The 26996-nt window shown below is 57.0% G+C and carries 19 protein-coding genes, 9 pseudogenes and 1 other annotated feature; of the genes and pseudogenes, 19 read left to right on the plus strand and 9 right to left on the minus strand.

All coding sequences use genetic code 11. From position 1 onward, the window contains the following. Positions 1 to 202 precede the first annotated feature (202 nt). The 19 genes and pseudogenes from CEQ44_RS03985 to CEQ44_RS04065 all read left to right on the plus strand — a co-directional run bounded on the left by CEQ44_RS03985 (position 203) and on the right by CEQ44_RS04065 (position 16018). Positions 203 to 1588: an aromatic ring-hydroxylating dioxygenase subunit alpha gene (locus CEQ44_RS03985; protein ID WP_239019120.1), complete on the plus strand. Its 1386-nt coding sequence runs from the start codon at positions 203 to 205 to the stop codon at positions 1586 to 1588. A 51-nt stretch (positions 1589 to 1639) separates the two neighbouring features. Then, positions 1640 to 2164, plus strand: a complete 525-nt coding sequence (locus tag CEQ44_RS03990) for an aromatic-ring-hydroxylating dioxygenase subunit beta (RefSeq protein ID WP_088189963.1) — start codon at positions 1640 to 1642, stop codon at positions 2162 to 2164. Between the two features lie 36 nt (positions 2165 to 2200). Further along, positions 2201 to 3298, plus strand: coding sequence for an NAD(P)-dependent alcohol dehydrogenase (locus CEQ44_RS03995; RefSeq protein ID WP_088189962.1), 1098 nt, complete (start codon positions 2201 to 2203; stop codon positions 3296 to 3298). Between the two features lie 500 nt (positions 3299 to 3798). Next, the gene (locus tag CEQ44_RS04000; RefSeq protein WP_176401101.1) at positions 3799 to 5253 is read left to right on the plus strand and encodes an MFS transporter; all 1455 of its coding nucleotides are present in this window, start codon (positions 3799 to 3801) and stop codon (positions 5251 to 5253) included. Between the two features lie 24 nt (positions 5254 to 5277). Continuing rightward, positions 5278 to 5448, plus strand: a pseudogene (locus CEQ44_RS23870) (IS256 family transposase); the annotation flags it as partial. Positions 5449 to 5516: 68 nt separating this feature from the next. After that, a pseudogene (locus CEQ44_RS04005) lies at positions 5517 to 6247 on the plus strand (IS66 family transposase); the annotation flags it as partial. 115 nt (positions 6248 to 6362) lie between these two features. Further along, positions 6363 to 6584, plus strand: a pseudogene (locus tag CEQ44_RS25355) (transposase family protein); the annotation flags it as partial. Positions 6585 to 6692: 108 nt separating this feature from the next. Beyond that, a complete protein-coding gene (locus CEQ44_RS25360; RefSeq protein WP_373444026.1) occupies positions 6693 to 6920 on the plus strand; it encodes a hypothetical protein in 228 nt (75 codons plus the stop codon). 69 nt (positions 6921 to 6989) lie between these two features. Then, a complete protein-coding gene (locus CEQ44_RS04015) occupies positions 6990 to 7319 on the plus strand; it encodes a transposase (RefSeq protein WP_254913873.1) in 330 nt (109 codons plus the stop codon). Next, positions 7316 to 7657: pseudogene (gene tnpB / locus CEQ44_RS04020) on the plus strand (IS66 family insertion sequence element accessory protein TnpB). Before CEQ44_RS04015 ends, tnpB begins: the two are co-directional and overlap by 4 nt. A gap of 71 nt (positions 7658 to 7728) precedes the next feature. Next, complete coding sequence (locus CEQ44_RS04025; protein ID WP_088189975.1) at positions 7729 to 9393, plus strand: IS66 family transposase; 1665 nt, start codon at positions 7729 to 7731, stop codon at positions 9391 to 9393. 17 nt (positions 9394 to 9410) lie between these two features. Then, the gene (locus CEQ44_RS04030; RefSeq protein ID WP_088189959.1) at positions 9411 to 9677 is read left to right on the plus strand and encodes a hypothetical protein; all 267 of its coding nucleotides are present in this window, start codon (positions 9411 to 9413) and stop codon (positions 9675 to 9677) included. Between the two features lie 15 nt (positions 9678 to 9692). Further along, a pseudogene (locus tag CEQ44_RS04035) lies at positions 9693 to 9902 on the plus strand (IS3 family transposase); the annotation flags it as partial. 68 nt (positions 9903 to 9970) lie between these two features. Beyond that, positions 9971 to 10207 (plus strand): annotated as a pseudogene (locus tag CEQ44_RS04040) (transposase); the annotation flags it as partial. 227 nt (positions 10208 to 10434) lie between these two features. Continuing rightward, on the plus strand, positions 10435 to 11793 hold the full coding sequence (locus tag CEQ44_RS04045) for an IS110 family transposase (RefSeq protein WP_088189957.1): 1359 nt from the start codon (positions 10435 to 10437) through the stop codon (positions 11791 to 11793). Continuing rightward, positions 11794 to 12684, plus strand: a pseudogene (locus CEQ44_RS04050) (IS3 family transposase); the annotation flags it as partial. 37 nt (positions 12685 to 12721) lie between these two features. After that, positions 12722 to 13740 (plus strand): annotated as a pseudogene (locus tag CEQ44_RS04055) (IS3 family transposase); the annotation flags it as partial. Continuing rightward, positions 12793 to 12907: a sequence feature (AL1L pseudoknot), on the plus strand. (Overlaps the previous pseudogene by 115 nt.) 31 nt (positions 13741 to 13771) lie before the next feature. Next, positions 13772 to 14860 (plus strand): annotated as a pseudogene (locus CEQ44_RS04060) (Tn3 family transposase); the annotation flags it as partial. Positions 14861 to 15211: 351 nt separating this feature from the next. After that, positions 15212 to 16018 carry an IclR family transcriptional regulator gene (locus CEQ44_RS04065; RefSeq protein WP_088189974.1) on the plus strand — a complete coding sequence of 269 codons (807 nt, stop codon included), beginning with the start codon at positions 15212 to 15214 and terminating at the stop codon, positions 16016 to 16018. Positions 16019 to 16446: 428 nt separating this feature from the next. On the opposite strand, the gene CEQ44_RS04075 is transcribed toward CEQ44_RS04065, so the two are convergent. From CEQ44_RS04075 to CEQ44_RS04115, 9 genes are all read right to left on the minus strand, one after another. After that, positions 16447 to 16812, minus strand: coding sequence for a cytochrome c (locus CEQ44_RS04075; protein WP_088189955.1), 366 nt, complete (start codon positions 16810 to 16812; stop codon positions 16447 to 16449). Between the two features lie 32 nt (positions 16813 to 16844). After that, positions 16845 to 18311 (minus strand): FAD-dependent oxidoreductase, encoded by a 1467-nt coding sequence (locus CEQ44_RS04080; protein ID WP_088189954.1) that lies wholly within the window; start codon positions 18309 to 18311, stop codon positions 16845 to 16847. Between the two features lie 10 nt (positions 18312 to 18321). Beyond that, on the minus strand, positions 18322 to 18555 hold the full coding sequence (locus CEQ44_RS25275) for a non-oxidative hydroxyarylic acid decarboxylases subunit D (protein ID WP_088189953.1): 234 nt from the start codon (positions 18553 to 18555) through the stop codon (positions 18322 to 18324). Further along, positions 18552 to 20006 (minus strand): non-oxidative hydroxyarylic acid decarboxylases subunit C, encoded by a 1455-nt coding sequence (locus tag CEQ44_RS04090; protein ID WP_088189952.1) that lies wholly within the window; start codon positions 20004 to 20006, stop codon positions 18552 to 18554. Before CEQ44_RS04090 ends, CEQ44_RS25275 begins: the two co-directional genes overlap by 4 nt. 22 nt (positions 20007 to 20028) lie before the next feature. Further along, positions 20029 to 21474, minus strand: a complete 1446-nt coding sequence (locus CEQ44_RS04095) for an aldehyde dehydrogenase family protein (protein ID WP_088189951.1) — start codon at positions 21472 to 21474, stop codon at positions 20029 to 20031. Positions 21475 to 21517: 43 nt separating this feature from the next. After that, on the minus strand, positions 21518 to 23077 hold the full coding sequence (locus CEQ44_RS04100; protein ID WP_088189950.1) for an FAD-binding oxidoreductase: 1560 nt from the start codon (positions 23075 to 23077) through the stop codon (positions 21518 to 21520). After that, a complete protein-coding gene (locus CEQ44_RS04105; RefSeq protein ID WP_254913872.1) occupies positions 23074 to 23646 on the minus strand; it encodes a twin-arginine translocation signal domain-containing protein in 573 nt (190 codons plus the stop codon). The genes CEQ44_RS04100 and CEQ44_RS04105 overlap by 4 nt, the downstream gene beginning before the upstream one ends. Then, positions 23646 to 24257, minus strand: coding sequence for a UbiX family flavin prenyltransferase (locus CEQ44_RS04110; protein WP_088189949.1), 612 nt, complete (start codon positions 24255 to 24257; stop codon positions 23646 to 23648). The genes CEQ44_RS04105 and CEQ44_RS04110 overlap by 1 nt, the downstream gene beginning before the upstream one ends. A gap of 128 nt (positions 24258 to 24385) precedes the next feature. After that, positions 24386 to 26887, minus strand: coding sequence for a TonB-dependent receptor (locus CEQ44_RS04115; protein ID WP_254913871.1), 2502 nt, complete (start codon positions 26885 to 26887; stop codon positions 24386 to 24388). Positions 26888 to 26996: the final 109 nt, after the last annotated feature.

A 26996-nucleotide genomic window follows, 5' to 3' on the forward strand; every position in this document is an offset into this window, starting at 1 on the left:
ATTTGGGCCTGGCGAGTCGCGGCAAATAGCAGCGCTAACTAACCTCCAAATCGTTCATCCAGCGTTGGGAATCTGGAAAACAGTCCGAGACAGTCGCCCGGGAGCCTGCGCCTGTCTCGGCAGAAGCAGCTTGCGGGCCTCAATTTTTTTGCATATAGTGCATCGCATTGCCTAAAATGATCGCCCTTGTTGTGCGAGCTTGATGAGCTTTGCGGAGAGAAGAATGACCGGAAATCCCAGCCTTGTCGACACTGTCGAATCGACCCAATCGCGCGAAATTTTCTGGGACAAAGACGTATACAATCTCGAACTGGAGCGGATTTTCGGACGGTCATGGCTGTTCCTGGGCCACGAATCTCTTCTGCCAAAACCCGGTGACTTCATCACTACGTATATGGCCGAAGACAAAGTCATCCTGTCGCATCAGCCCGATGGTTCATTCCGGGCGTTCATCAATTCATGTACCCATCGCGGCAACCAGATTTGCCACGCCGACAGCGGCAATGCGAAGGCTTTCGTCTGCAACTATCACGGTTGGGTTTACGGGCAGGACGGCAGCCTCGTGGATGTGCCGCTCGAATCGCGATGCTATCACGGCCAACTTGATAAAGCGCGACTGGGCGCCAAACATGTCCGGGTAGAAACCTACAAGGGTTTCATTTTCGGCTGCGGCGATGCTGACGCACCAAGCCTCGAGGAATATCTGGGCGAATTCTGCTGGTATCTTGATACGATTTGGGAAGGCGCCGGCGGCGGGCTGGAATTGCTCGGCCCTCCGATGAAAAGCATTCTGGCTTGTAACTGGAAGGTGCCGACCGAAAATTTCGTCGGTGACGGATATCATGTTGGCTGGACCCACGCCGGTGCCTTGCATGGGATTGGCGGAGAACTCGCCGGTTTGGCTGGCAATCGCGCTGAAATGCCGTTCGAAGATCTCGGTCTTCAATTCACAACTCGGCACGGCCACGGATTTGGCGTGATCGACAATGCCGCCCCCGCTATCCACGTCAAGCGAGATGGTTGGGCAAAATATCTGGCCGACACGCGCGGTGAAGTGCTGCGGAAATTCGGGCCAGAGCGTGAGCGTCTTTATGTCGGTCACTGGAATTGCTCGATCTTCCCGAGTTGTTCGTTCCTTTATGGCACCAACACATTCAAAGTCTGGCATCCGCGGGGACCGCATGAGATTGAGGTTTGGACTTATACGATGGTGCCGCGCGACGCAGACCGGGAAACCAAGAGCATCATTCAGCGCGAAGCGAGCCGGAGTTTCGGAACGGCCGGAACGCTGGAAAGCGACGATGGCGAGAACATGTCGTCAGCCACATTTGTCAATCGCGGAAACATCACTCGCGACGGGCGGATGGACTCCAGCATGGGCGTTGGCTTCGAAGGGCCGCATCCGGTCTATCCAGGGATCGTCGGTTCCAGCTTTATCGGGGAGACGTCCCATCGGGGTTTCTATCGCTTCTGGAAGGAATTGCTGGATGCACCCAATTGGGATGCCGTGAAAGCGAACGACAGCGTATGGGACTCAGTTTTCCTCAATCGCGACTACTGGACGGCAAAGCTCGACGCGGCCGAGTAGTCGGTCACGAGCCCTAAAGCTTTTTCATAACTTACCGAAACCGGAGTGTTTATGTCGGTTGAACGAGTTCTGGCGGGATTAGACGTCCAGTACGCCATAGATATGCACTACCGCGCCGAAGTTCGATTATGGCAGACCGGACAATATCGCGAGTGGTTGAATAATATGGTAGCCGAGGACATCCATTACTGGATGCCGATCTACGAACAGCGATTTCTTAGGGACCGTCGTCCTGACCCGACGCCTGACGACGCCGCGATATATAATGACGATTATGGCGAACTTGATCAACGCGTTCAGCGACTTTATACGGGTACCGTGTGGATGGAGGATCCGCCTTCCAAAATCCGTTACTTCGTCAGCAATATCGAAGCGTTCGACACGGGGAACGGAGAATTCGACGTCTATTCGAACGTGCTCGTTTATCGGAATCGCCGCCAGCTTGAGATGACTGTGCATACACTCGGGCGCGAAGACAAGCTGCGCCGCGTTGACGACGGGTTTAAGGTCTTCCGACGTAAGCTACTGCTCGATGCAAGGGTTACCCAAGACAAGAACCTGTATTTTTTCTGTTGAACGTGCGCCGCAGAGCGCTGGAGAGGGAGACTCGATATGGAAGCTTATGCCGCGATCATCGAACGCAAGGGGGGTGAGTTCGTTCTTGATGCGATCGACATCGAGGAACCCCGCGACAACGAAGTGCTTGTCAAGATCGCTGCGGCCGGGATGTGCCACACTGATCTGACTGTACGAGACCAATACTATCCAACGCCGCTTCCTGCCGTCTTGGGCCATGAAGGATCAGGAATTGTCGAAAAGGTCGGGCGCGGCGTCACCACAGTTAAAGCTGGCGACAAGGTAGTGTTGTCGTTTAGCTATTGCGGAACCTGCCCGTCATGCATGAAAGGTCACCAGGCTTATTGCCCAAGCCTTTTTCCACTCAATTTCATGGGGCGCAGGCTGGACGGAACGACCCCGATCCGGCGCAATGGAGAAGAGTTGAATGCATGCTTCTTCGGTCAGTCCTCGTTCGCAACCTACTCAATCGCGAATGAAAACAACTGCGTAAAGGTCGCCGACTCCGCCCAGATCGAGTTGCTTGGTCCATTGGGTTGCGGAATTCAAACCGGTGCAGGCGCTGTCCTAAACGCCCTGCAGCCCGCCCCGGGTTCGTCGATCGCAATCTTTGGCGTCGGCTCAGTCGGGCTCAGTGCTGTGATGGCCGCTAAGGCTTCCGGTTGCCTTAAGATTATTGCAGTCGATCGCAATCCAACGCGGCTTCAATTGGCTCGTGAACTAGGCGCGACTGATCTTGTCGATGCAACGACCACCAATGCCCAAGAGGCGATTATTGCCCGAACCAATGGCGGCGCGGACTATGCGATCGATACCACTGCCATACCTCAAGTTCTGCGAAGCGCAGTGGACAGTACGCATACGATGGGGGAAACAGCCGTCGTCGGCGGTGCGGCGTTGGGCACCGAATTCACGCTTGATATGAACAACATGCTTTTCGGTCGCAAGCTACGTGGGGTGGTCGAAGGCTCAAGCACTCCCCAAGTCTTTATTCCGCAACTAATTGCCATGCGAGAGGCCGGCCTTTTTCCGTTCGAGCGGCTATGTACGTTCTACGATTTTGACCAGATTAATCAGGCTGTCGAAGACACAGAAAAAACAGGTAATGCGATTAAGGCCATTCTCAAGATGTGATTTGGCGATACAGCCGTGTTTGATCGATCTTGGCATCAGAGCGGGTGAGATTGATTATTTAACCGTATTTTAGATATACTACAAAGGCAGCCTATCCATTACAGGGATGATTGTAGTTATTGATGTAACTCATTAGGATATTTGCACCTATTGATGTGAAAACATACTCCGTCATTGGCCTGTTTCGAGAATTAGTCTATATCTCGTTAAATGTGGTCTGCGGTCGTCTAGAGAGGGGTATTGTGTTTATGTGACTGCCTCAGTGCCAACTGCATATCGTCCTATGCGCTTTTATGCGGGTGCCTGGTAAACTTTTGACGTACGCGCGATGACCTTAATTGATTGGATTTCGTAACATGCCTTCAGTCAGTTCCGAAGCTAAAATTAAAGGCGGTTAGTCGGTCGAAATACACCGTGCCGATCTCGGGTTACGACCAAGTTGTTTAGTCCTATCTGTTTACGCAATGCGGCTTTCAATTGAAGACTTGGTAAAGTTTAAAATGAATCAGGATGATTACAAGTCACAAAGTAGCAGACGGATGAATTCGATCGATAAACGGGGCACCAGCGTCTGGTCAAACTGTTCAGACACCTCTCCAGTTGGAAACGGACTTCGAGATGCCCGGCGATATTGGGCGGCTCTCTCGATCTGGTGTGCGATAATTCTAACCATTATTGACGCATCGATCGCTAGTGTTGCACTGCCCTTCATCTCCAAAGGGCTTCAACTGACCGCCGCGAAGTCGGTGTGGGTGATCAACGCCTATCAGATAGCAATCGTAATGGCCCTTTTGCCGATGGCAAAGGTGAGCGATATACTCGGCTACAAGAAAGTCTATCTGTCAGGCATTTTGCTTTTCATGATCGCCGCCTCTGGCAGTATCTTCGCTGGTAGCCTGACTATGCTCGCTGTCGCGCGTTTTGTGCAGGGAATTGGTGCGGCCGCGGTAATGGTAACCAGCGGAGCTTTGGTCCGGTCAATTTATCCTCCCGAACTCGTCCCGCGTGGAATTGGCTACAATACCATTGCCGTTTCCTTCGCCTCTGCATCGGGGCCAGCGGCATGCGCAGTGGTCCTCTCGTTTGCAAATTGGCATGCGGTGTTTGCCGTGGGCCTTCCGTTTGGTCTGGTTGCGCTAGCGCTCGGATGGTGGGCTCTCCCTTCCACGGCGTCTGCGAAACGCTCTTTTGACACGATTTCGGCACTAATGTGCTGTCTGGGTTTCGCTGCAGGTTTTTCTATTCTCAGTGATTTGGCCCAAAACTCCTCCTCAGAATGGACATTCATTAAAGTCGGCGTTGCGGTTTCTGCTATATTTTTCCTCCGGAAGCGTACTTCTATCAGCCATGAGTCGATGGTACCACTGGATTTGCTGAAGATGGGCTCTCTTCGTTTAGCATATGGCATGTCCGCTTCAGCTTATGCAGTTATGATACTGATAACACTATCATTTCCTTTCGTTCTACAACAACGGTTGCATTTCGGGCCTGAATTGATCGGCATGCTCATGGTTCCGCTGCCGATCGGCATCATGATTGCCGCATTCGTTGCCGGCCGCCTAGTTAATCGCTTTTCGTCGGCCGGGTTGTGTAGTTCGGGATTAATCTCACTTGCGGGAGGAGCAATTTGCCTTTCGTTTATACATCCGGGCAGCTCAGTGTTCTTGATAATTGCAGCGGTGGCCATTTGCGGTTTGGGTTTTGGGATTTTCCAAGTCCCGAACAACCATAGTATGTTGGCTACCGCACCCCATTCTCGCGCTGGAGCGGCTTCTGCAATGCTTTCCTTGTCACGGTTGATCGGCCAAACGCTAGGAGCATTACTGGCGGCGTCGCTCTTTCGCATGATCGGCGCGCAGAGTGATGCGCCAATTGTAGTTGCTGCTTTCATCGCTTTGACAGTGGCGAGCATAACGTTACTAATAAGATATCGAACAATAGTCTCGATAGGCTGAATAATAGAGGTTGAGGCGTGGTATGTCCGTGCCCGGGGGCATTTCCCCAACGATGATGCTGCCACCAAACTGCTATATCTGATCTTGAACCGATCGGAGAAAGAGTGGAAAATGCCCCCGCGTGAGTGGAACATGGCGAAGGCGCAATTTGCCGTGCTCTTCGGCGAACGTTTCATCAGGGCCATGACGGCCTGATGGTCAACCGCCTCGCCGCACACGAAATTCCTGACAGTCCCGCGGCCAGCGAAGCCCCGGCTGGGCGGCAACGCGCCGATCGCCCCCGCAAAACCAACCGGGGCTCTCTGCCTGCGCATTTGGAACGGATCGAGCAGGTCATCGATATCGACGATAAGGCCTGTCCCTGCTGCGCCGGCACTCTCCACCAGATCGGCGAGGATGTGGCCGAGCGGCTCGACGTCGTTCCTATTACTTTTCGTGTGCTGTTCACAAGCCGCCCGCGCTACGGCGGCCGTTCCTGCGAGAGCGCTGTCGTTCAGGCGCCGGCACCGGCGCGCATCATTGAAGGCGGCATCCCGACCGAAGCGCTGATCGCGCAGGTGCTGGTCGCTAAATATGCCGACCATTTGCCGCTCTATCGACAGGCCCAGATCTACGCCCGGCGGGGTATCCACCTGGACCGCTCGACGCTGGCAGATTGGGTCGGCCGGGCTGCATGGTATCTGCGCCCTTTGCGAGAGCGTATTCTTGCCGAGTTGCGGCAAGCCGAGCGGCTGTTCGCTGATGAGACGACTGCCCCGGTGCTCGATCCGGGACGCGGACGAACTAAGACGGGTCAGCTATGGGCCTACGCCCGTGACGATCGACCATGGGTGGCGGCGACCCGCCAATGGTCGCCTATGTCTACGCCCCAGATCGCAAAGCGGAACGGCCCGAGGCGCATCTCGGCACCTTTGCGGGCATCCTGCAGGTCGACGGCTATAGTGGCTATGCCGCACTTGCGCGGCGGCGCCAGCAGGTGCAACTCGCCTGTTGCGCGACGATCTGGGGTTCTTCCGCATCTTTGGTGCAAGTTGAGGGATTCACACGCGAATCGGGTGAGTGCATAGAGTCGGGATTACGGTCAGCGATGGTATTTGCTCGTGGTCCAGATGTCTTCGGTTTCTCCCGTTCCTGCAGGTTTGACGATTGTCAGTCGCGACGAAACAGCGGACGGGAGGCTCCATTTGGATGTGAGGCCAGTTCAGCGTTCCTCCTCGTGCCCCGGTTGCGGACGGCACTCGAGCAGCGTGCATAGCCATTACCAGCGCCATCTCTCGGATTTGCCCTGGCATGGACGGATTGTGGCGATGCGCCTCACGGCGCGGCGCTTTCGCTGCAGGACGCCTGATTGCAGGGTGCAGATATTCACGGAGCGATTGCCCGGGGTCGCCGCTTCGAGGGCGCAACGCTCCGATCGGCTTGCAGAGAGCCAGCGCGCTATGGCTCTTGTAGCGGGCGGTGAGCCGGGCTCCCGCCTCGCCCATAGGTTGGCGATGCCGGTGAGCGGCGATACATTGCTGCGGATGATCCGGTCGGCGCCTGTGCCGGGTTTCGTTGCCCCTACGATCGTGGGCATCGACGATTGGGCGTGGCGGCGCGGACAGCGCTACGGAACGATCATCTGCGACCTGGAGCGTATCCATCCGGCGAGACGCGCCTTGTCGTGAGGTAGGGGCCTGCTCTTAAGAACGCTCTCGATAGCACGCTTAGAACAGTGGATGCGGCAGATAACGGTAATGACCGGGCCGGAACGGCGGCGGCGTTGGAGCGACGAGGAACGACTGCAGATTTTGGCAGAAGCCTTTGCGCCTGGGGCCAGCGTTTTGGCTGTGGCACGGCGGCACGACATTTCCACGGCGCGGATTTACACATGGCGCAGCAAGCTGCGACAACCGCCCGCCCTGACCGAGTTCGCCGAGGCGGTGGTAGACGATGGCGCCCAGCAAGGCGGGCAACAGGCGGGGATGCCGGTGATCATCATCGATCTCGGCGCCAAGGGACGCGTGAACGTATCAGCTGCGGCATCACCTGCATTGGTGTCGGCGGCGCTGAAGGCCTTGCGATGATCCCAGCAGGAGCACGGGTGTGGATCGCAATGGGCCATACCGATATGCGTCGCGGCATGCAGAGCCTCGCGGCGATGGTGCAGCAGAGTTTTTCGCAAGACCCATTTGCCGGCGATCTTTGAGTCTTTCGCGGGCGTAACGGGTCGCTGGTGAAGATAATCTGGCACGACGGTCTCGGGATGTCGCTTTATTCGAAGCGGTTGGAACGGGGGAAGTTTATTTGGCCCTCCGCGAAGGACGGCGTAGTCTCGCTGACGAGCTCACAGCTGGCCTGTTTGCTCGACGGCGTGGACTGGCGGAACCCGCAATATAGCTGGCGCCCGCAGAGCGCGGGATAAGCGCGGCTTTTCTTCATCAAGGCCGCATTTTCCGCTTCAACCGGGTGGCTTTCTATGATTCCATCCTGGTTGTGGACGCCGCCGTTTCGCCCCTGCCTGACGACATCGAAGCGCTCAAGGCGCTGGTCCGGCTCAGCACGCAGCGCGCAGATGAAGCCGAACAGCGGGCCACGAGTGCCGAGGCTGAACTGGCCAATGCCCGTGCCCGGGAGAGCGCCACCGAGGCCTTGATCTCCCACTACAAGTTGCAGATCGCCAAGCTCAAGCGTGAACAGTATGGCCCCAGTGCCGAACGCACCCGCCGGCTGCTCGCGCAGATGGAGTTTGAGCTCGAAGATCTGGAGGCTGACGCCGCCGAAGATGATCTTGCCGCCGAGACCGCCGCCGCAAAGGCAACAAACGTCACGGCCTTTGAACGCAAGAGGCCGGTCAGGAAGCCGTTCCCCGACCACTTGCCCCGTGAACGCGTCGTCGTCCCGGCGCCTTGTTCTTGCCCGTCCTGCGGTGGCATGCGCCTCTCGAAGCTGGGCGAGGATGTGACCGAGACGCTGGAGGTGATCCCGCGCGCCTGGAAGATCATCCAGACCGTGCGCGAGAAGTTCTCCTGCCGTGACTGCGAGAAGATCACGCAGCCGCCCGCGCCATTCCATGTCGTGCCGCGTGGCTGGGCGGGTCCAAGCTTCCTCGCCATGCTGCTGTTCGAGAAGTATGGGCAGCACCAGCCTCTCAACCGCCAGGCCGAGCGTTTCACCCGTGAAGGCGTGCCGCTGAGCGTTTCCACGCTCGCTGACCAGGTCGGCGCGGCTTCCTTCGCCTTGATGCCGATCTTCCGGCTGATTGAGGCCCATGTCTTTGCCGCCGAACGCGTACATGGCGACGACACTACCGTGCCGGTCATGGCCAAGGGCAAGACCGATACCGGTCGATTATGGGATTATGTCCGGGACGACCGCCCGTTTGGCGGCGCCGATCCGCCAGCGGTCGTTTTCTATTATTCGCGCGACCGGCGCGGCGAACATCCCCAGGCGCATCTCGCGTCCTGGTCCGGGATTCTGCAGGCAGATGCTTATGCGGGCTATTTCGAGCTGTACGCTCCAGACCGCCAGCCTGGTCTCATCCTGGAGGCAGGATGCTTTGCCCATGCACGCAGGAAGTTCTTCGAACTCGCCGACGTCGAGGGCGCAGCGCGCAAGAAGAGCCGCGGCGAGCGAGCCAGTCCCATCTATCCGATTGCGCTGGAGGCGGTGCAGAAGCTGGACGCCCTGTTCGACGTTGAGCGCGGTATCAACGGCAAGACACCAGCGGAGCGGCTTGCCGCCCGTCAGGAGTTGAGCGCGCCGCTGATCGCCGAACTGCACGACTGGTTGAACGCCCAACTCGCCAAGCTGTCGCGTAACCATGATCTCGCCAAGGCCATCAACTATATGCTCCGGCGCTGGGACGCCTTCACCCGCTTCCTCATCGATGGGAGGGTATGCCTCACGAACAACGCAGCGGAACGGGCGCTGCGTTGTGTGCCACTCGGGCGGAAAGCATGGCTATTTTGCGGCTCCGATCGCGGCGGTCAGCGCGCCGCCATCATGTTTTCACTCATTCAGAGCTGTCGCCTCAACGACGTCGATCCCCAGGCTTGGCTCGCTGACGTCCTCGCCCGCATCGCCGGTCATCCGGCTAATCGGCTTGGCGATCTACTCCCATGGAATTGGAAACCAACAGCGTTGAAGCTGGAGCCGTGATCTCATAGCATCACGGCATGGAATTTGGCCCGCAACCCGAACTCATTGAATCCTCTCTTTGCCGGTCCATCGAACAGGCGGGCGTACGGCTGACCATCAACATCGTGCGGATCGCCACCGAACGCGGTTGGTCCCTCGAGGTCGTCAACGAGCACGGCACCTCGACGGTCTGGGACAATCTATTCCCCACCGACCGCGATGCCGATGCTGCATTCCGCGATGTGCTCGCTCAAGAAGGCGTCGAGGTGAAGCGCCCCGGGTTTCCAGGAGGCTCCAACTTGTGAGAAGGAGCATCCGTTATGAGCAAGACAACCAACAAATTTTCACCTGAAGTCCGCGAGCGGGCGGTTCGTATGGTGGTGGAGCAGCGGGCCGAGTACGGCTCGGAATGGGAAGTGATGAAGTCGATCGCGGCGAAGATCGGCTGCTCGCTGGAGACGCTGCGCCGGTGGTGCCGCGAGGAGGCGAGCCGACGAGCGGGGCCAGCGGCGCTGGCGGCGGATGACCGGGAATGGACTTGTAACGGATTTGCGCCGGTCACCTGAGCGATTAGAGTTCGCAACAGGAGACCGACGAGATGATCAAGCCCACAGAAGAGTTCAAGCAGGAGGCGGTGCGGATTGCGCTGACCAGCGGATTGCCCCGCGCCCGGGTCGCATCGGATTTGGGGATAGGGAAGTCGACGCTGGGCAAGTGGGTATCACAGTATCGGCCCAGTGATCTGGTTTCAGCGCCGCAGGCAGATCTGGCGCGTGAGAATGAACGCCTTCGCCTTGAGAACCGTGTACTGCGGGAGGAGAGGGAAGTATTAAAAAACCGTCGCCGGCTGAGCCCGCCTGTGCGCGGTAGAAACGGGTCGTGCTATGGTGCGGCCGGGAGGGTCGCGGCCGATGGCTTATTGGAGGCATGATACCCCGTAAAAAAACGTGGCCCGTGGGTGTTTGCGTACTTGAGAGTGGTGACGCCGTTTTGCGGCGATCCCGATTAGGAAGATGACGTTTAGCATCGCCCATACCCTCCTGTTTTGAAGGAGGACTTGGAATGGAACGATCAAAATCTGGCGCGTTGTCTATGGTCAATCCACGCGCCGCTGCCATCGACATCGGGTCGACCATGCATATGGCGGCCATAAATCCGGACGCCGATGATAATCCGGTACGAGCGTTTGGCACATTCACCGGCGATCTCCATGATATGGCCCGCTGGTTCAAGACGTATGGCGTCACGACTGTCGCGATGGAATCGACCGGTGTTTACTGGATTCCGGCCTATGAAGTGCTTGAAGGACACGGCTTTGAAGTGATCCTGGTCAATGCGCGATATGCCAAGAATGTACCGGGTCGCAAAACCGACGTCAGCGACGCTGCATGGTTGCAACGCCTGCACAGCTACGGGCTGCTGCGGGGGAGTTTCCGTCCCGAGGCGGGCGTGGCGACCATGCGTGCCTATCTGCGGCAGCGCGAGCGGCTGATCGAATATGCCGCCTCACATATTCAGCACATGCAGAAGGCGCTGATGGAAATGAATGTGCAACTCCATCATGTCGTCTCCGACATCACCGGCGTGACGGGCATGCGGATCATCAGGGCCATTGTGAGCGGGGAACGTACGCCCAACACGCTGGCGCAAATGCGCGACGTCCGCTGTCATGCGACTATTGAGACCATTTGTGCGGCATTATCGGGGAACTGGCGGGACGAGCATATCTTCGCCCTTGGCCAATCCCTGGCCCTATTCGACTTCTACCAAACCAAAGTTCTCGAATGTGATCGAAAGCTTGAGGTCGCGCTCCAGGCGCTCGAAATCGACGAGGGACATGATGTTCGCCAGCTCCCAAAAGTCCGAACCAAAAGGCGGCAGGTGAACACGCCTGACTTCGAGGTCCGGTCTGCACTCTATCGCGTGCTGGGAGTAGACCTGACGCAGATCCACGGAATCGGCCCGTCGCTCGCGCTCAAGCTGGTTGGCGAGTGCGGGACCGATCTTGCCGCATGGCCCAGTTCAAAGCATTTTACCTCCTGGCTGTGCCTGGCGCCGGGCAACAAGATATCCGGCGGTAAATTGCTGTCGTCCAAAACCCGACGCTCCTCAAGCCGCGCAGCTGCACTTCTACGCCTGGCAGCAACCACCATTGGCCGAAGCGACACCGCACTTGGGGCGTTCTACCGTCGATTGTCGGCACGCGCTGGAAAAGCCAAGGCAGTGACCGCGACCGCACGCAAAATCGCGGTGCTGTTCTATAACAGCCTGCGCCACGGCATGGCCTATCATGATCCCGGCGCCTCACAATATGAGGAACGCTACCGCAGCCGGGTGATCGGAAATCTGCAGCGCCGTGCCAAGGCCTTCGGCTTCATCCTGCATGAAATGCCTGCGGAGCCTGATATGGCTGTTTCTTAGGAAGGCCACGCAGTTCTTCGCGAGCCAAAGGCCGTGAAGTTTGCTTTTGTGCATAGCTGGCGGCACCGGTGGCCCGTTGAACTGCTCTGCCGTGTCATGCTTGTCAGTGAGCGCGGCTATCGATCCTGGCGCTCGAGACCGATCAGCCAACGTGCGCGCACGGATATGAAAGTGCTGGCACATATCCGGGAACAGTATCGCCTCAGCCTTGGCAGCTATGGTCGTCCGAGGATGACAATGGAACTCAAGGAGGTCGGCCTCGCCGTTGGCGAGCGCCGGGTCGGTCGGCTGATGAAGATCAACGGGATCAAGCCTGTCCGCACCCGCAGGCACAAGGTGACAACGGACAGCCATCATCGCCTGGGGGTCGCAGCGAACTGGCTGGACGGCGACTTCGCCGCCGATGCGCCCAACCGTAAATGGGCAGGCGACATCACCTATATCTGGACGTCGGAGGGCTGGCTCTATCTTGCCGTCATTCTCGACCTGCATAGCCGTCGCGTCGTTGGCTGGGCAGTCAGCGACAGGATGAAGAAGGATCTGGCGATCAGGGCGCTGGATATGGCGGTGCGCCTGCGCCAGCCTCCAGAAGGCTGCCTTTTTCATTCGGATCGCGGCAGCCAATATTGTTCTTACGACTATCAGAAAAAGCTGCAGGCCTATGGCCTGCGTCCATCGATGAGCGGCAAGGGAAATTGTTACGACAATGCCTCCGTCGAGACCTTCTTCAAATCCCTGAAGGCGGAACTCATCTGGCGGCAGAGCTGGCCAACGCGGCGTCAGGCGGAAGCTGCCATCTTCCAGTACATCAATGGATTCTACAACACCCGTCGCCGCCATTCATATCTGGGCGGCATCAGCCCGCTCGCATTCGAAGCCAGGGTGGCATAATGAGATAGGTGACCGGCGCAAATCCGTTACAAGTCCAGAACGCCTGAGGTTGCTGGAGCGCGAAGTGAAGGAACTACGCCGGGCCAACGAGATTTTGCGCAAGGCATCTGCGTATTTTGCGATGGCGGAGCTCGACCGCCCCGGGAGATGATGATGGCGTTCATCGACGTCCATCGCGAGGATTTGGGTATCGAGCCGATCTGCCGGGAACTGGCAATCGCCCCATCCTCCTACCATGAACACGCCGCGCGTCGTGCCGATCCCGGCAGGCGTCCAGCACGTGCGCAGCGTGATGACGAGATCAGGGAGCAGATCAAGCGGGTCCATGAGGCCAGCTTCGGTCTCTATGGCGCACGCAAGGTCTGGCACCAGATGCGGCGTGAAGGCATCATGGTGGCGAAATGCACGGTGGAACGATTAATGCGCGCCATGGGGCTGGCAGGCGTCCGTCGTGGGAAGAAGACGATCACCACCATCAGCAACCCGAAGGCGCCGTGTCCGCTGGACAAGGTCAATCGGGCATTTCGCGTCAGCCGGCCAAACGCCCTGTGGGTCGTCGATTTCACCTACGTGCATACTTGGGCAGGCTTCGTCTATGTCGCCTTCGTGATTGATGCTTTTGCCCGGCGGATTGTCGGATGGAAGGTCAGCACGTCAGCCACTGCCAGCTTCGTTCTGGATGCCCTGGAGCAGGCGATTCATGCCCGCAGGCCAGATCCCGATGATGGACTGATCCACCATAGCGATAGGGGAGTTCAATATCTTGCGATGAACTATACCCAGCGCTTGGCCGAGGCCAAACTCGTCCCCTCGGTCGGTAGCGTCGGTGATTCCTACGACAACGCCTTAGCCGAGACGATCAACGGCCTTTACAAGGCCGAGGTCATCTGGCGGCAGCGATCATGGCCAAGCGTTTCGGCCGTGGAAATGGCAACGCTGCGCTGGGTCGATTGGTACAATAATCACCGGCTCTTCGGCCCTATCGGGCACATCCCGCCCGCTGAGGCCGAAGACAATTACTATGCAGCCCTCGAGAACCTCGATATGGCTGCATAGCCAAATGAAAACTGCCTCCTGAAAACCCGGGGCGCTTCAGGGTGTTACTCCTGACCAACTCGTCTGGACAAGATCGGCCTATATCGCACCCGACAACTACAAAGCCGCGCTGGCACGGATCATCGATGCCCATCACGCGCTGCCGATCGCGGCGGTATGGGGTCAGGGCACGACGTCCTCATCGGACGGCCAGTTCTTCCGCTCGGGTAAGCGCGGCAGCGGCGCCGGGGACTTCAACGCCAAATACGGCGTCGATCCGGGCTTTTCCTTTTACACGCACGTCTCCGATCAGCACGGCCCCTATCATGTCACTGTCATCTCGGCCGCAACACACGAGGCACCCTATGTACTCGACGGCCTGCTTCACCATAGCACCGGGCTGGGGATCGACACGCATTACACCGACACCGGTGGCGCGACCGATCACGTTTTCGCACTGTGTCGGATGCTCGGATTCCGCTTCTGCCCGCGCCTGCGTGACTTTCCCGATCGCCGGATGGCGTGCGTCGATGCCCCTGGACAGTATCCCTTGCTGAAACCACTAATGGGTAACCGGGTGAAGGTCGATGTCATCCGCCAGCATTGGGACGAAATCGTCCGTCTCGTCGCCTCGATGAAAGCGGGTGCCGTCCTGCCCTTGGCAATGCTGCGCAAACTCGCCGCCTATGAGCGCCAGAACCAGCTCGACCTCGCACTCCGTGAGATCGGCCGCGTCGAGCGCACGATCTTCATGCTCGATTGGCTGGAAAGCCCCGCATTGCGCCGACGCTGTCAGGCCGGCCTCAACAAGTCCGAACAGCGCCACTTCCTCACGCAGGCAATCTGCACTTTCAAACAGGGCCGCATCGCCGATCGCTCCCACGAGGCCCAGCAATTCCGCGCCTCGGGCCTTAATCTCATCATTGCCGCGATTGTCTATTGGAACTCGACCTACATCGCGGATGCGGTCGCGCCTCTTCGCACGATCGGCGAAGACGTGTCGGACGAACTGTTGGCGCACACCTCGCCCGTTGGCTGGGGGCATATCGCCTTCTCAGGCGACTTCCTATGGGATCGCGCGGCCGCGATGCCAGCTAAACGGCGACCGCTCAACCTGGCACGGACGAGCGGGGCCACTTGATGCAAGCACATGTTTCGCTATCTGTACTCGCTTAGCGCAATTCAGATAACATCCGTTGCGACAAACTCATAATGGAAACTACAGCCTGTCGCCTGAATGGTCGCGAAGCGGCGCAACCCGCACTAAAGACCAAAACCGATGGCTTTTCAGTCTTCTACACCCACCCGCGCACAGGTCTCATAAGACTGGTCTTTCAACTCGTTGACCAAGCGGGGACCGAGCGGATGAGTATGCGTGTTGCTTCACCCGCGATCATGCGCAATAATACGGCCCTGCTGTAATTCCAGCTTGGGTATGCTGGAGCCATGTCAGATGATGTTCAGATCGCTACATAACTCAAATCGGATTATCATGGACCACCAAAAAAAAGTAATAGATTCGACTGAAGATAAATTCGAAGACAATGATAGTCCGAGAAAGTCGATTCAATCGGTTGAAATTGGAGTAAGAGTCCTCCTGGCTTTGATGAAGAAGGGGGAGGGGGCGTATCTCCGAGAAGTCGCTGAGAATTCCGGCCTATCTCGTAGCCAAGCTCATCGTTATTTGCTGTCTTTTGTCAATACCGAAGTGGTCGAGCAGGACCAAAAGAGCGGACGATATTCGCTAGGGAGCTTCGCAGTACGTCTGGGCTTGGCGGCGATGGCCCGACTGGACACCGTACGGATAGCTAACATGCATTTGGAAAATCTGCTGGCAGAATTGAAGGCCACGGGCTTGCTCTGCGTTTGGGGCGACTACGGTCCGACGGTCATTCGGTGGGTCGATGGAGGAATGCCGCTGTCTACATCGCTGCACACGGGGTCAGTCCTTCCGTTGCAGACGTCATCGACCGGCATCCTCTTCTTGGCGTATTGTCCCCGAGCACAGACTTGGGAACGGGTCAAACTGGAACGGGCGGAAGGCATTATTGTTGATGACCTCAGGCTTGAGGCCCTGATTGACGAGGCGAGGCAACTTGGTTTCGCGCGTACTTTCGGAACTTTCGTGCCGGGACTATCAGCCGTGTCAGCGCCGATCCTAGACTCGCAAAATCGCTTGGTTGCGACGGTAAGTGTCCTAGCCCGCTCTCAACATAAAGCGGTTTTCAGCGAGGCCAAGATGGCAAAAATTATCGAGGCAGCGCAAGGCGCAAGCAGGGCGCTCGGCTGGCAGGGCTAGCCCGGTCGCAGAAGGGTAATCTGGGATTCCTGTTGAGATGAGGCAACGGCATGGTCATGAGAAGCAAATCAGGTGAGGCAATGCGCAGTTCACCTACTAGTGCTAACTGTAATGCTTGGTTCGATAAATCCGATAAATCCCGAGACTTAACTTTTATGTTCCATATCACGTGCTCTCTCGCACAATTTTTGCTCCGAGCGACGCTAGGCGCGCCTCCAACCGAGCGAGGAGCGATGCACGCACCGGCTTTCCAGCTATCAGCTTACGCCACGTATTGTAACTTATGCCGAACTGCGCGTTGAGCGCCTCATCGGTGAGATGGGTTACCATCGCTTGCATCTGCCGCACCAGATGAGGATCGACAGCTCTGCACCCGTTAGAGCTACCGACTTTGGGAAAACTATGGTCCTGCATAGAATCTCTCTCTCTTACGGCTCTTTCGTTGTCTGAATCGCAGTGGCTGGTTTTGAGGGCTTTCCGCGCATGATGTGAGCATAAATTTCATCAATTTCCGCTTCGCTTAATTCCGTTGGACGAAATGGCGGCATCTCGATTAATCCCTGCCGCACAACCGCGCGCAAATATTCAAGCTCAAGATCTTTCCGACCGATCAGTGCTGGCACTGGTCGCCCTGCTTGCTGAAGTAACATGGTTGCCGGGTGTCCTGGGCCAGGATCGTGGCATCCGGCGCACATCAACGCATAGTTTTCCGCGCCGTCAGCCTTCTGATCTTTCGCTTCGGCGATGCAGCCGCTCAGCGTAACTAGAAGCGACATGGCAAAGACTATTTTCATTATGCCTCCAACTCGATTGATCGCCCTCCAAATCAGGCGGATGCAAATAGCCCCGTGGGGTCGAGAGCCTTCTTAACCTTATCGTGCAGTATCGATAGTCCACCCTCAGCGAACGTCTTGTCGACGGTTGCACGCAGACCCGGTTCGGTGAACACTTGACCAAACCCGGCGGTCGCCTGCATCGCAATTAAAGCTTCGGCACATTGGCGACTGCGCTCAACACTATTTTTGTCCCCGCCAGCGGAAGGTAGAAACTGGCGGTGATTGGCGGACCGCCAGATGGCAACAGTTTCGCTGAGGAGGTCGAAACCGTGTTGCGCGCAGGCGTCACGTGAAAGCGCGTAGAGCCGCATCACTTCTTCCCCATCGACCGGGCTCACCGGATTCACTGTGAGCGCTTGGCCGCCGCTCCATCCCGCGACCTGCGTCGGTGGGCTTGCCACAGCACCGGTCATCGTGCCCATCCTCCATGACCAAAGCCTGGGATCGACACCCTCTCCGTTTGCAATGACTTTCGCTCCAGGAACTGAACCAAAGGCACTCTTTACGCTATCCCACAGAAGCGAAACGTTGTCCGGCAAACCGTAAAGCGCGCCATAGAGGTTCCAGTATCCTAGCCCCATCAACTGGCCGGCCGCCTTGACGGCGCTTGCCGCCATGGGACCTTGACCGGCAAAGTCGCGACGCTTTCTGCCGAGCAAAGCGGCTTCATGCAAGGCATTACCTACGGCTACGCCATTGGCGACGACCATGTTGAGCTTGAGCGGTCCGAGCACGTCAAACATCGGCGCAAGCCCTTCCTCGTCGGAGACAGTGACCATGAATGTCTTGGAAGCTGGCGGTACTGGCATCAACCAGGTCCCAACCTTGGTCGGCACGGCAAAATCAGATTGCGTGAACAGCCCGTCAATCCAAGGGCCGTAGCCGAACTTGAACAGCTGCCAGCAGGTGCTCTTGGGCATGGCACCCATGCCGGTGCGAACCATCTTGCCATCGGCAAGCATGACCTCGAGTCCGCACTGCATCAGGAAATGATCAGAATAGGGCGTGTACCCTGCGCTACGGCTAACGAAGCTGGCAGCCACGCTCGCGTCGGGATTGCCGGTAAAATCGATCCACAGCTTAATTCCCTTGCCTTTGATATAGGCGTCAAGCTCGCGAAAGGTGACGCCGGGTTCCACCAGGCAATACGCCAGTGACTCATTCACCTCGAGGACTCGGTTCATGCGCTGCAAATCAAGCACTATGACCTGATCCAGGCCAACTTTTTCAAGTCCGTGCGCACCATTACAGACGGGCTGCAGCACAGCACCGGCCTTTTTTGCTGTGGCAAGTGCCGCCGTCAGCTGTCCCACATCGCTAGGCATCACGACACCGATTGGAGTCGCAAGCGCTGTAGCGTAACGAGACAGTATTTTTGCAGATCGTTCTACCGCTGCGGTACCCAAGACGGCTTCGAGCGCTGCAAGCGCAGCCTTCTGGCGGGCTTGATCTGTCATCGTGTCTTCCTCACTTGCCAACTTGCTGAAGAATCTTGGGATAGCGATCTAGATTTGCCGCATCGACAGCGAAGTCCGCCGAACGCGCACCAACCCCAATGGTGCTAGCGGGCTCGCTGTCGCGCCATGAGAAACAGCATGTAATACAGCGAAAGATCGTCCAAACGACGGTGTCGTCCTGCCGCCCTTGATAGTCTACTATCGCGTTAGCTCTCGAACAGCGTGGACACAGCATATCGCTCATTGTGCAACTCCTTGCTGAAGTACCCGGATGGCTTTGCTCAGGGCATCGATTTCCAGGCCGGTTGGCGGGTTGACAAGATGCGCTTCGCCAATGGGGTCGGGACGCAGATAGCTTGTCGCGTCGATGATCAGGCGATGGCCCTTGCCCGGAACGACCGCCGACGGATCGATCGGCACGGCCGGCATGTTCGGCAGCACGATGATATCGTCGGCGCGGGTGCGGGTTGAAAGCGCCCACATGACCTGATTTAGGTCAAAGGGATCTACATCGGCATCGACCATGATCAGATTCTTGAGGTACATCACACCGTGAGGGGTGCTCAGCGCGCGTAGGGCAACGGTCTTGGCAAAACCAGCCATCCGGTTCTTGACAGAAATAATTCCTGTCAACCCATGTTGGTAGAGCGCATTGACTGCGGTTACTTCTGGAAAGTCCTTGCGCAACTGTGCGTAAATCGGCGCCGACGTGTGCAGCCCGATGAGCGTATCATGTTCGGTCCATCCACGACCGATGTAGATATTTTCGAAGATCGGGTCTCGACGATGTGAGACAGCGGTGACTTTGAAGAGTGGCGCCTTCCGGACGCCGCTATAGGAGCCAGGGAATTCGCCGAATGGTCCTTCCAAGACTCGTTCGCCCAATTGCATTTCAGCTTCTATAACGATTTCGCTGTCCGCGAGAATATCGACACCGTTTCCCGACTTGGTCAGTCTGATCGGCGCACCCATCATCGCGGATGCGTAGGAGTATTCGGATTCCTCATAACCTATGGGAGTGGCTGCGAAGACGGCAAGCCCCGGGTGATTACCGAGCATTACCGCAATTTTGAGCGGCAGACCGGTACGTTCAGCGGCCATGATCTGCCGACCCATGTCGTGCGACGGAATGGTCATTAGGCTGAAGCAATCCGGGCCTTGCAGCTGCAGCCGGTAGATGCCGACATTCTGTTTGCCAAAATTGTCGGGATCTTCCGGATCGCGCGATGCGACTGATGCCTTTCCGAGGTAAAAGCCGCCATCATATTCATTGATACGGTATACTGGCAGAATATCATAGAGATTAATTCCGCTTTCTACCCGACACTCGTGGACCGGAGCTTGCTCCTCCGGAACAAAGCTGATCTGCGCCTCGGCGTCGCCCCACCGACCGGCTATCTCAAAAAAGAGTTCGCGTATCGTCGTGCCTTTCGGACGCCCTAAAAGTAGCGCGATATTGTCCCACGAACCGTGTACGCCGACCACGGTCCGCTTGCCAGGATAGCCCGCAATGTTGTCGAATATGATGGCAGGCGCGCCGCTGGCATCGCGCGAAGCTGCAACAGCGATGTTTCGCAGGTCTGGTTCCGGCATCACCCGATCACTCCAGGTGATCGCTTGGCCTGCATCTTTAAGCAGTTCCAGAAAATCGCGCAAAGAGGAAATGCCGCGCGCCCTATCGGCCAAATCGTTCATGTCCCGTTCCTTCCGCTGCCGTTCAGTGGCTGCTGGCAATAGCCGTTGCAGATTGGATTGTTACCCATTTCCATTCGGTCATGATCTCAAGATCTGCTTCGGTTCCTTCCCGTCCGAACCCGGAAGCTTTGGTTCCCCCGAATGGAACATGCGGTTCATCGTACAGGGTTGGGGCGTTGATGTGCACCATTCCGCTCTCGGCTTCCCTGGCAAAGCGCAAGGCTTTGTCGAGGTCGCGCGTGAATATCGCGGCAGAGAGGCCATAGTCGGTCTCGTTGGCCAGTTTGATCGCTTCTTCGAGCGTATCGAACGGATAGAGCGACGTTACAGGCCCAAAGGTTTCTTCTGCAAACACGGTCATATCAGCAGTAACGCCGCTGAGCACCGTGGCAGCGCAGCAGTTGCCATTCCATTCACCGCCGGCGAGCACTTCAGCGCCCTTGGCGCGGGCATCATCGACATGGCTGCGCACACGATCACGCTGGCGGCTGGAAATGATCGGCCCTAACATGGTGGTTGGATCGCGAAGGTCGCCCGTTCTGGCGCCAGTGGCTGCGGCGGCGAAGGCTTTGGCAAAAGCTTCGAATACGGGGCGTTCAACGTAAATACGAGAAGCGCCCATACATACCTGACCTTGATACATAAAAATACTGAACAGCGCTGCGCTAACAGCTTTGTCCAGATCGGCGTCGGCACAGACGATCAGGGGGCTCTTGCCACCCAGTTCAAGCGTATATTTCTTAAGGTTCCTCGCTGCGATTTCGGCAATGTGCTTGCCCACGCGGGACGAACCGGTGAATGTTATCGCGGCAACATTGGCGTGGCCGGTAAGAGCATCTCCGATCTCCGCGCCATTTCCGTAGACGATGTTGAACAAGCCATCGGGTACGCCCGCCTCACGCCACAGCCCGGCGAGTAGATCGGCAAGGCGCGGCGCAGCTTCCGAAGGAAGCAGTACAAAAGCGTTGCCGGTCGCCAGCGCCATGGCCGACTGCTTTATACCCTTGATGAGAGGCACGTTGAACGGGGTTATGCCTGCCACGACGCCCACGGGCAGGCGCAAGCTCATGCTGAAACGACCTGGGGTGTCGGACGGGATTGTTTCGCCTCGGACGCGGCGAGGAACGCCTGCGGCTGCGCGCAAAAAACCGATACCAAATCGGGTCTCAAACCCTGCCTTGGCGACAGGCGAGCCGACCTCGTCGATCAATACGTCCTGGAACTTGGCGATATCCCTTTCCAGTATCTCTGCTGCCTTGACCATCCAGCCTTCGCGAACTGCGGCCGGCAGATCACGGTGGAGGCGAAATGCAACAGTTCCTGCCTGTACCGCGCGATCGACATCGTCGACAGTGCCAGCCGCTACTCTTGCATATACACTGTCGTCGATCGGGTTGAGATCGTTGAAGTAGGCGTTGCCACCCGGCGCTACCGGGGCTCCGCCGATCCAGTGGTCCAAATTCTTCATTGCTCTTCGATCCTTGATTTGGGCGCGGAACCCGCGGCTTCGATCATGACAGCGCGCGCATCGCTTTGGGCCAGATGCCCTGCTTGCCCGGTGAGAGGATGCCATTTGGGTCCATTACATCCTTGATGCGATGGTGAACGTCCCACAGCGCGCCGTCATTATGCTTATAGGTCTTGGCGATCTGATCCATGAAAGCGAGGTGGGTGCGGTACTCTCCAAAGCCGCCTTCCGCCGCCTCATTGACCAGCAAACCAAACAGATCGTAGGCACCTTTGCGCATAGCCTCATCAGCCCGGTCGTACATGATCATCAGGATGTGATGCATGTCGCGCCAACCGACGAGAAACTCGCCGATATAATCGAACCCATGGTCATGGCAGCGCCGCTTGATGAGATTATATTGCGCAAGAGCTTCCGAGCCACTTGGCGCGGATATCGGTGAGAAGTTAATATGCCCGCCGCCACCAACCCAGTTCATGATGCTAAATTCAGTCATATTTGGCTCCCCGCGCATCAGTCGCACGCGGTAGTCCCAGGCCGGGTCGTTCTCACGGTTGAGATACAATTTGGCCCCCGGGATGCTCATCAGCGCGTCCTCGACGATCTTCCAGTTGTTCGCGATCACAGGAAGTGGTCCATACAGCGCCCCATAGTAATTCCACATCCCCAAATGCAGGTCCGAGGCGATCCGAGTGCGGATTGAAGGTGGCAGGGGGCCCTTGCCATCGAAGTAATGACGACGCGTCGTCTTGGCAGACGCTTCCCACAAAAGATCAACTGCGACAGCGGCGTTGGGGATTATCTGATTAACCTTGAGCGGGCGCGTGATCTCGAAGATAGCCTCGAGGTCCTCTTCCCGCTGGTAAGTTATCATGAAAGGTTTGTAGCCGGGGGGTTCAGGCATCAGCCAGATGCCCATTTTGGTAACTACGCCGAAGTTTGATTGGGTGAACATGCCGTCGAACTGAGGCCCAGAGGCGTGCTTGGTCGCCTGCCAATGTTTCGAGCCTGCAAGAGCCCCCTGGCCGGTCCGTATCACGTCGCCGTCAGCGAGCACCACTTCCATGCCGCACTGCATGATGAAATGGTCGCCATAAGGCGTATAGCCTGCCCCATGCTCCAGCGCGTTGCCCATCACGCCGCCCCATGCCGGTGCAGCTGGATCAACCCACAACTTACTGCCAATTGCGCGCAGGTGCCGGTATAACTGCATGTACGATACACCCGGTTCGACAAGAGCGTAACCGTATTTTTCGTTGACTTCGAGAATTCTGTTCATGCGTCGCAGGTCGAGGATGACGTAGCCGGACTTGCGGGGGGCAGGGCCGCCATAGGCAAGATTTCGACCGGTGCCGATCGTCCAGAGCGGGATTTTGTATGCGTTGGCGATCGCCAGGATCTTCTGAATCTGTTCGACCCCGTCAGGTGCAACCGCTGCGGACGGCAGCATGGCATCATCGGCTAGTGGCGAATAAGCGTCGCGATAACTCGAAAGAGGTTGTTCATCAATGAACACCCACGCTTTGCCTACCACCCCGACGAGCTCGTCAAGCGCCTTTTCGAAGTCGGCAGGTGCAATTCCCTGGGGAAGAATAGGGCTCATGACCGGTGTCCTTCCAATTCATAAACCCACGAAGTCAGCATACCCGGGCTGCTGTCGGGCAGCGAGCACTCGGCTGATGTGCAGATGTTCGCCGATGGCTCAGATCTGCCATCAACGGCGTCACGCAACTTTTGCGCGACCGCCACTGGCCAGTCGTGCGCTGCGGCCTCGAGGAGGCGAGCTTCGCCCACGGTCCGATGAACCCACCTACTGTCTGTATAATGATGTTGCCAAAGAAGACGCGAATAAGCGCCACGATGGCTCAACACCATGCCGGCGATCATCGCGGCGGGGTCAGAGGTTAGCCCAACAATCATGCCTACTGGCGCTTCGAGCTCTTCGAGCAACCCGTTGAGCGAGCGGTCGATACGGATTACTTTATCTACTGATCCGCCAACAGCCCACGCGGAGGCGAACTGGCGGCTTTCGGGGACGGCGCTTTCCTCAACCAACGTGACGCCATAGTGCGCTCTTGGCATTCTAAGAAGAAAGCTTCCCAAGCCTGTTGCTGCAGCTCCGGCCGCGCAGGCCCCTAACACATCCCTACGTCTGATCATCCAATCCATCATCACTGCCTTTCGGGTTGGAGTGGGGTCGAAGTTTCGGCGCGTTCGCCGGTAAGGCCCTGCCAGCGATCCTGTATGTTACCATGTACGCCAAACTGATCGAGCACCCGCATACAGCTATGATCGACGATGTCGCACAGGTCGATGGGGCGGCTATAAAATGCAGGAACCGGAGGAAAAATCACCGCTCCCATTTCAGTGCATGCGATCATGTTGCGCAGGTGTGCGAGGTTTAGCGGTGTTTCACGCGTCATCATCACCAATTTGCGCCTTTCCTTGAGCATGACGTCAGCTGCGCGTGTGATCAAATTGTCGGATAGCCCGTTGGCAACCGCGGCGAGCGTCCTCATCGAACATGGAGCGATCACCATACCCTCGCACAGGAAAGAACCGCTCGCGATGCTTGCGCCAACATTGCGAATGCTGTGAAGAACATCGGCGGCATCCTCGATCTGCTGACGACCGTTAACAAGTTCCTCGCGGATGTTAAGCAAGGCGGCTTGCGACATGATGAGATGGGTTTCCCAGCCTCCATGATCTCTCAGCATTGATAATAGACGCTGCCCATATATCGCACCTGTCGCTCCGGTTATGGCGACGACAATACGTTTCATGGGTGGGTCGCAGCCAAAACCGATTGTTTTAGACAGTCAGTGAAGAGAACTGCGATCGTCATTGTTCTGCCGCCTTCATGTTGCCAAGTACCAGGGACGGCGTGTGTCACCGCCCCTGGCCCCAATGATCAATACTTGTAGCCTACTTTGAGGAACCATTCGCGTGGTCGGGAATAAGTGGCGCCTGCCGCACCGCCAACGTCCAAATCGACATATCCGCCTTGGATGTAGCGCTTGTCAGCCAAATTGGTTACACCAGCAGTTACGGTGAAATGTTCCCCCGGCAGCGCGTAAGATGCGTTCGCACCAAAGACGCTGTAGCCTGATTGGTACAGCTGCGGGCTGTTGACTGCATCCTTGAAGGTGCCGCTTTGATAGTACCAATCACCTCGGATTGACAGCTTACCATTGTCGTTGTCGAATGCGGTAATGTTGGCTGCCACCGTCGTCGTCCACTCGGGCACGAAGGCGAATTTCGAACCCAAATTGACGGGAAACGCTGACGGATCAACTGTGCGATATTTGGCGTCGAGATAACCTAGGCCATAATCAATCCGCAGCCAATCGGTTGGAGCTGCCTGTCCTTCGACCTCGAAGCCTTTGATCCGTCCCTTGCCGGCGTTGCGTACCTTCGGCGCGATCCCCTCGTTCACGACGATCTGGATGTCGGAGTAATCCGATTGAAACAACGCCAGGTTCAAGCGAAGGCGCCGATCGAACAGTTCGGTTTTAAGGCCGATTTCATACGATGTCACGAATTCCGGTGTAAACGAGGGCGTGACTTGTTCGGCCGGGAAGATGCGCTGGCTGAAGCCACCATTTTTAAAGCCCTTCGAGTAGGAGGCATACCCCATGATGTCATCCGTGAACTGGTAGTTCGCCGCGACCGACGGTGTCCATTCCTTCGCCTTTGCATTAACCTCGACGGCAGGCATGGTATGGTTGCCGCCGGGATTGACCGCCGCAGGCACACACGCCGGGTCAGGGAACCCATTTGGCAGAAGCTGCGGTACCGCCTGTCCGACAATGCAGCGACTATACTGTATAAATACGCCATCAGGATATGGCGGAAGTACGCCTTGCGTATAATCACGCGTAATGACCTGCGCCGAAGGATCGAAGCGTTTGGTCTCATCTGTGTAGCGAATACCGGGAGTTATTGACAGGCGATCTGTAACGTCGAACGTTGCCTGAAGATAAGCGGCGTAGCTGTCATTGTTAATTTTGCCACCGCTGAAGAAATTAGCAAAGCCGAATCGTAATGGTTCGATGTCCTCACCTTTCTCCTTAAGGTAAAAGGCACCCAAGGTGAATTTAAGCCGGTCATCTAGTACGCTTCCTATCAGTTGAAGCTCCTGTGACGCCTGCCAGAGATCGATATTGTTGGTAAGACCCAGCACCTCAAGCGGGGTCACGTCAAAATCAAATTCAATAGTCGACTTCTGGTCGCGATAGGCGCTGATCGACTTAAGCGTCACATCTCCCATGTCGTATTCCAGCGTCAAGTTCGTTCCCCAGAGGTCGAAATCGGATCGGTTGGGGCCACCGGCCCAGGTCTCGTCGATGTCGTCGGTTAGCCAACGAGAGGAGACGCAATTGGGATTACTAACTGGAGCAAGCTCTCCAGGTGCGCCGCACTGCCCAGCACCGCCGCCAAGTTTGTTATATCCGAAGTTGGAGCTGGGAAATGCCACCGTCCGACCGTTAATGTTCACGATCTGCAATAGGTCGGGCGAGTCCCGATTCTCAACGAGCGTGTAGGCTGCTGATGCTTCTCGGCGGATGTTCACGTCGCCCGCGAGGGTCGCGGTGAAAGCATCGCTAGGTTCCCACTTAAACGTTACACGTCCTGAAAAGCTGTCCTTGTCGCCTTGCCGGCCGCCGTCGAACAAGCGACGTTGGTACCCGTCTCGCGTTTCGTAGGAGGCAACTGCGCGCATGGCGAGTGTATCGCTGATGGGTATATTCACAATGCCCTTAACGTCGGCTCGGTTGAACCGTCCGGTTGTCGCCTCAAGCTGCAACTCGAATTTGTCCGTCGGCTGTTTGCTGTTGACAATGATTGCGCCGCCGATCGTATTCTTGCCAAACAGTGTGCCCTGCGGCCCGCGCAGAATCTGCACACTGCCGATATCGGCCATGTCGAGCAGACCGCCGACCGAACGCGCAACATAGACGCCATCAACATAGATTCCGACACCAGGATCTACTGTGATATTGAAGTCGGTTTGACCGACACCGCGGATGAAGGCTGTGAGCGACGCGCTAGACCCAGAGATATTGCCTACCGGCTGAATATTGACGTTTGGTGCGTAGGATGCGACCTGCGCCACGTTAGCGATCTGCCGGTCTTCAATCATACTGCCGCTCATTGCCGTGATGGCAATTGGCGTGTCCTGCGCATTCTCCTCGCGTTTGCGTGCGGTTACGACAATATCGTCGAGACCTCGCCTGCTCTGCTCACTAGCGGCTTGGGGAGCTGCCGCATCCTGGGCCCAGGCCGAGGTCGACGATGCGACTATATATCCAATCGCTAAGCTGCTGCCCGCCAAAAAGAATGCCCGCTTCCTAGCAATGCGCAAAATAGTGTTCATTTTTCTCTCCCTGATAGAATAAAGTGAAATTTCCACCACATTTATCCTTTATATTATTATTATAAGTACTTAAAGTAATCGTTTATCAAGTGAAACAACCTAGATACAACTAGTAACAATTCTTCCGTCTGGAAAATTGACTAAA

It is taken from the genome of Sphingobium sp. Z007 (genome assembly GCF_900013425.1).
GTDB lineage: Bacteria > Pseudomonadota > Alphaproteobacteria > Sphingomonadales > Sphingomonadaceae > Sphingobium.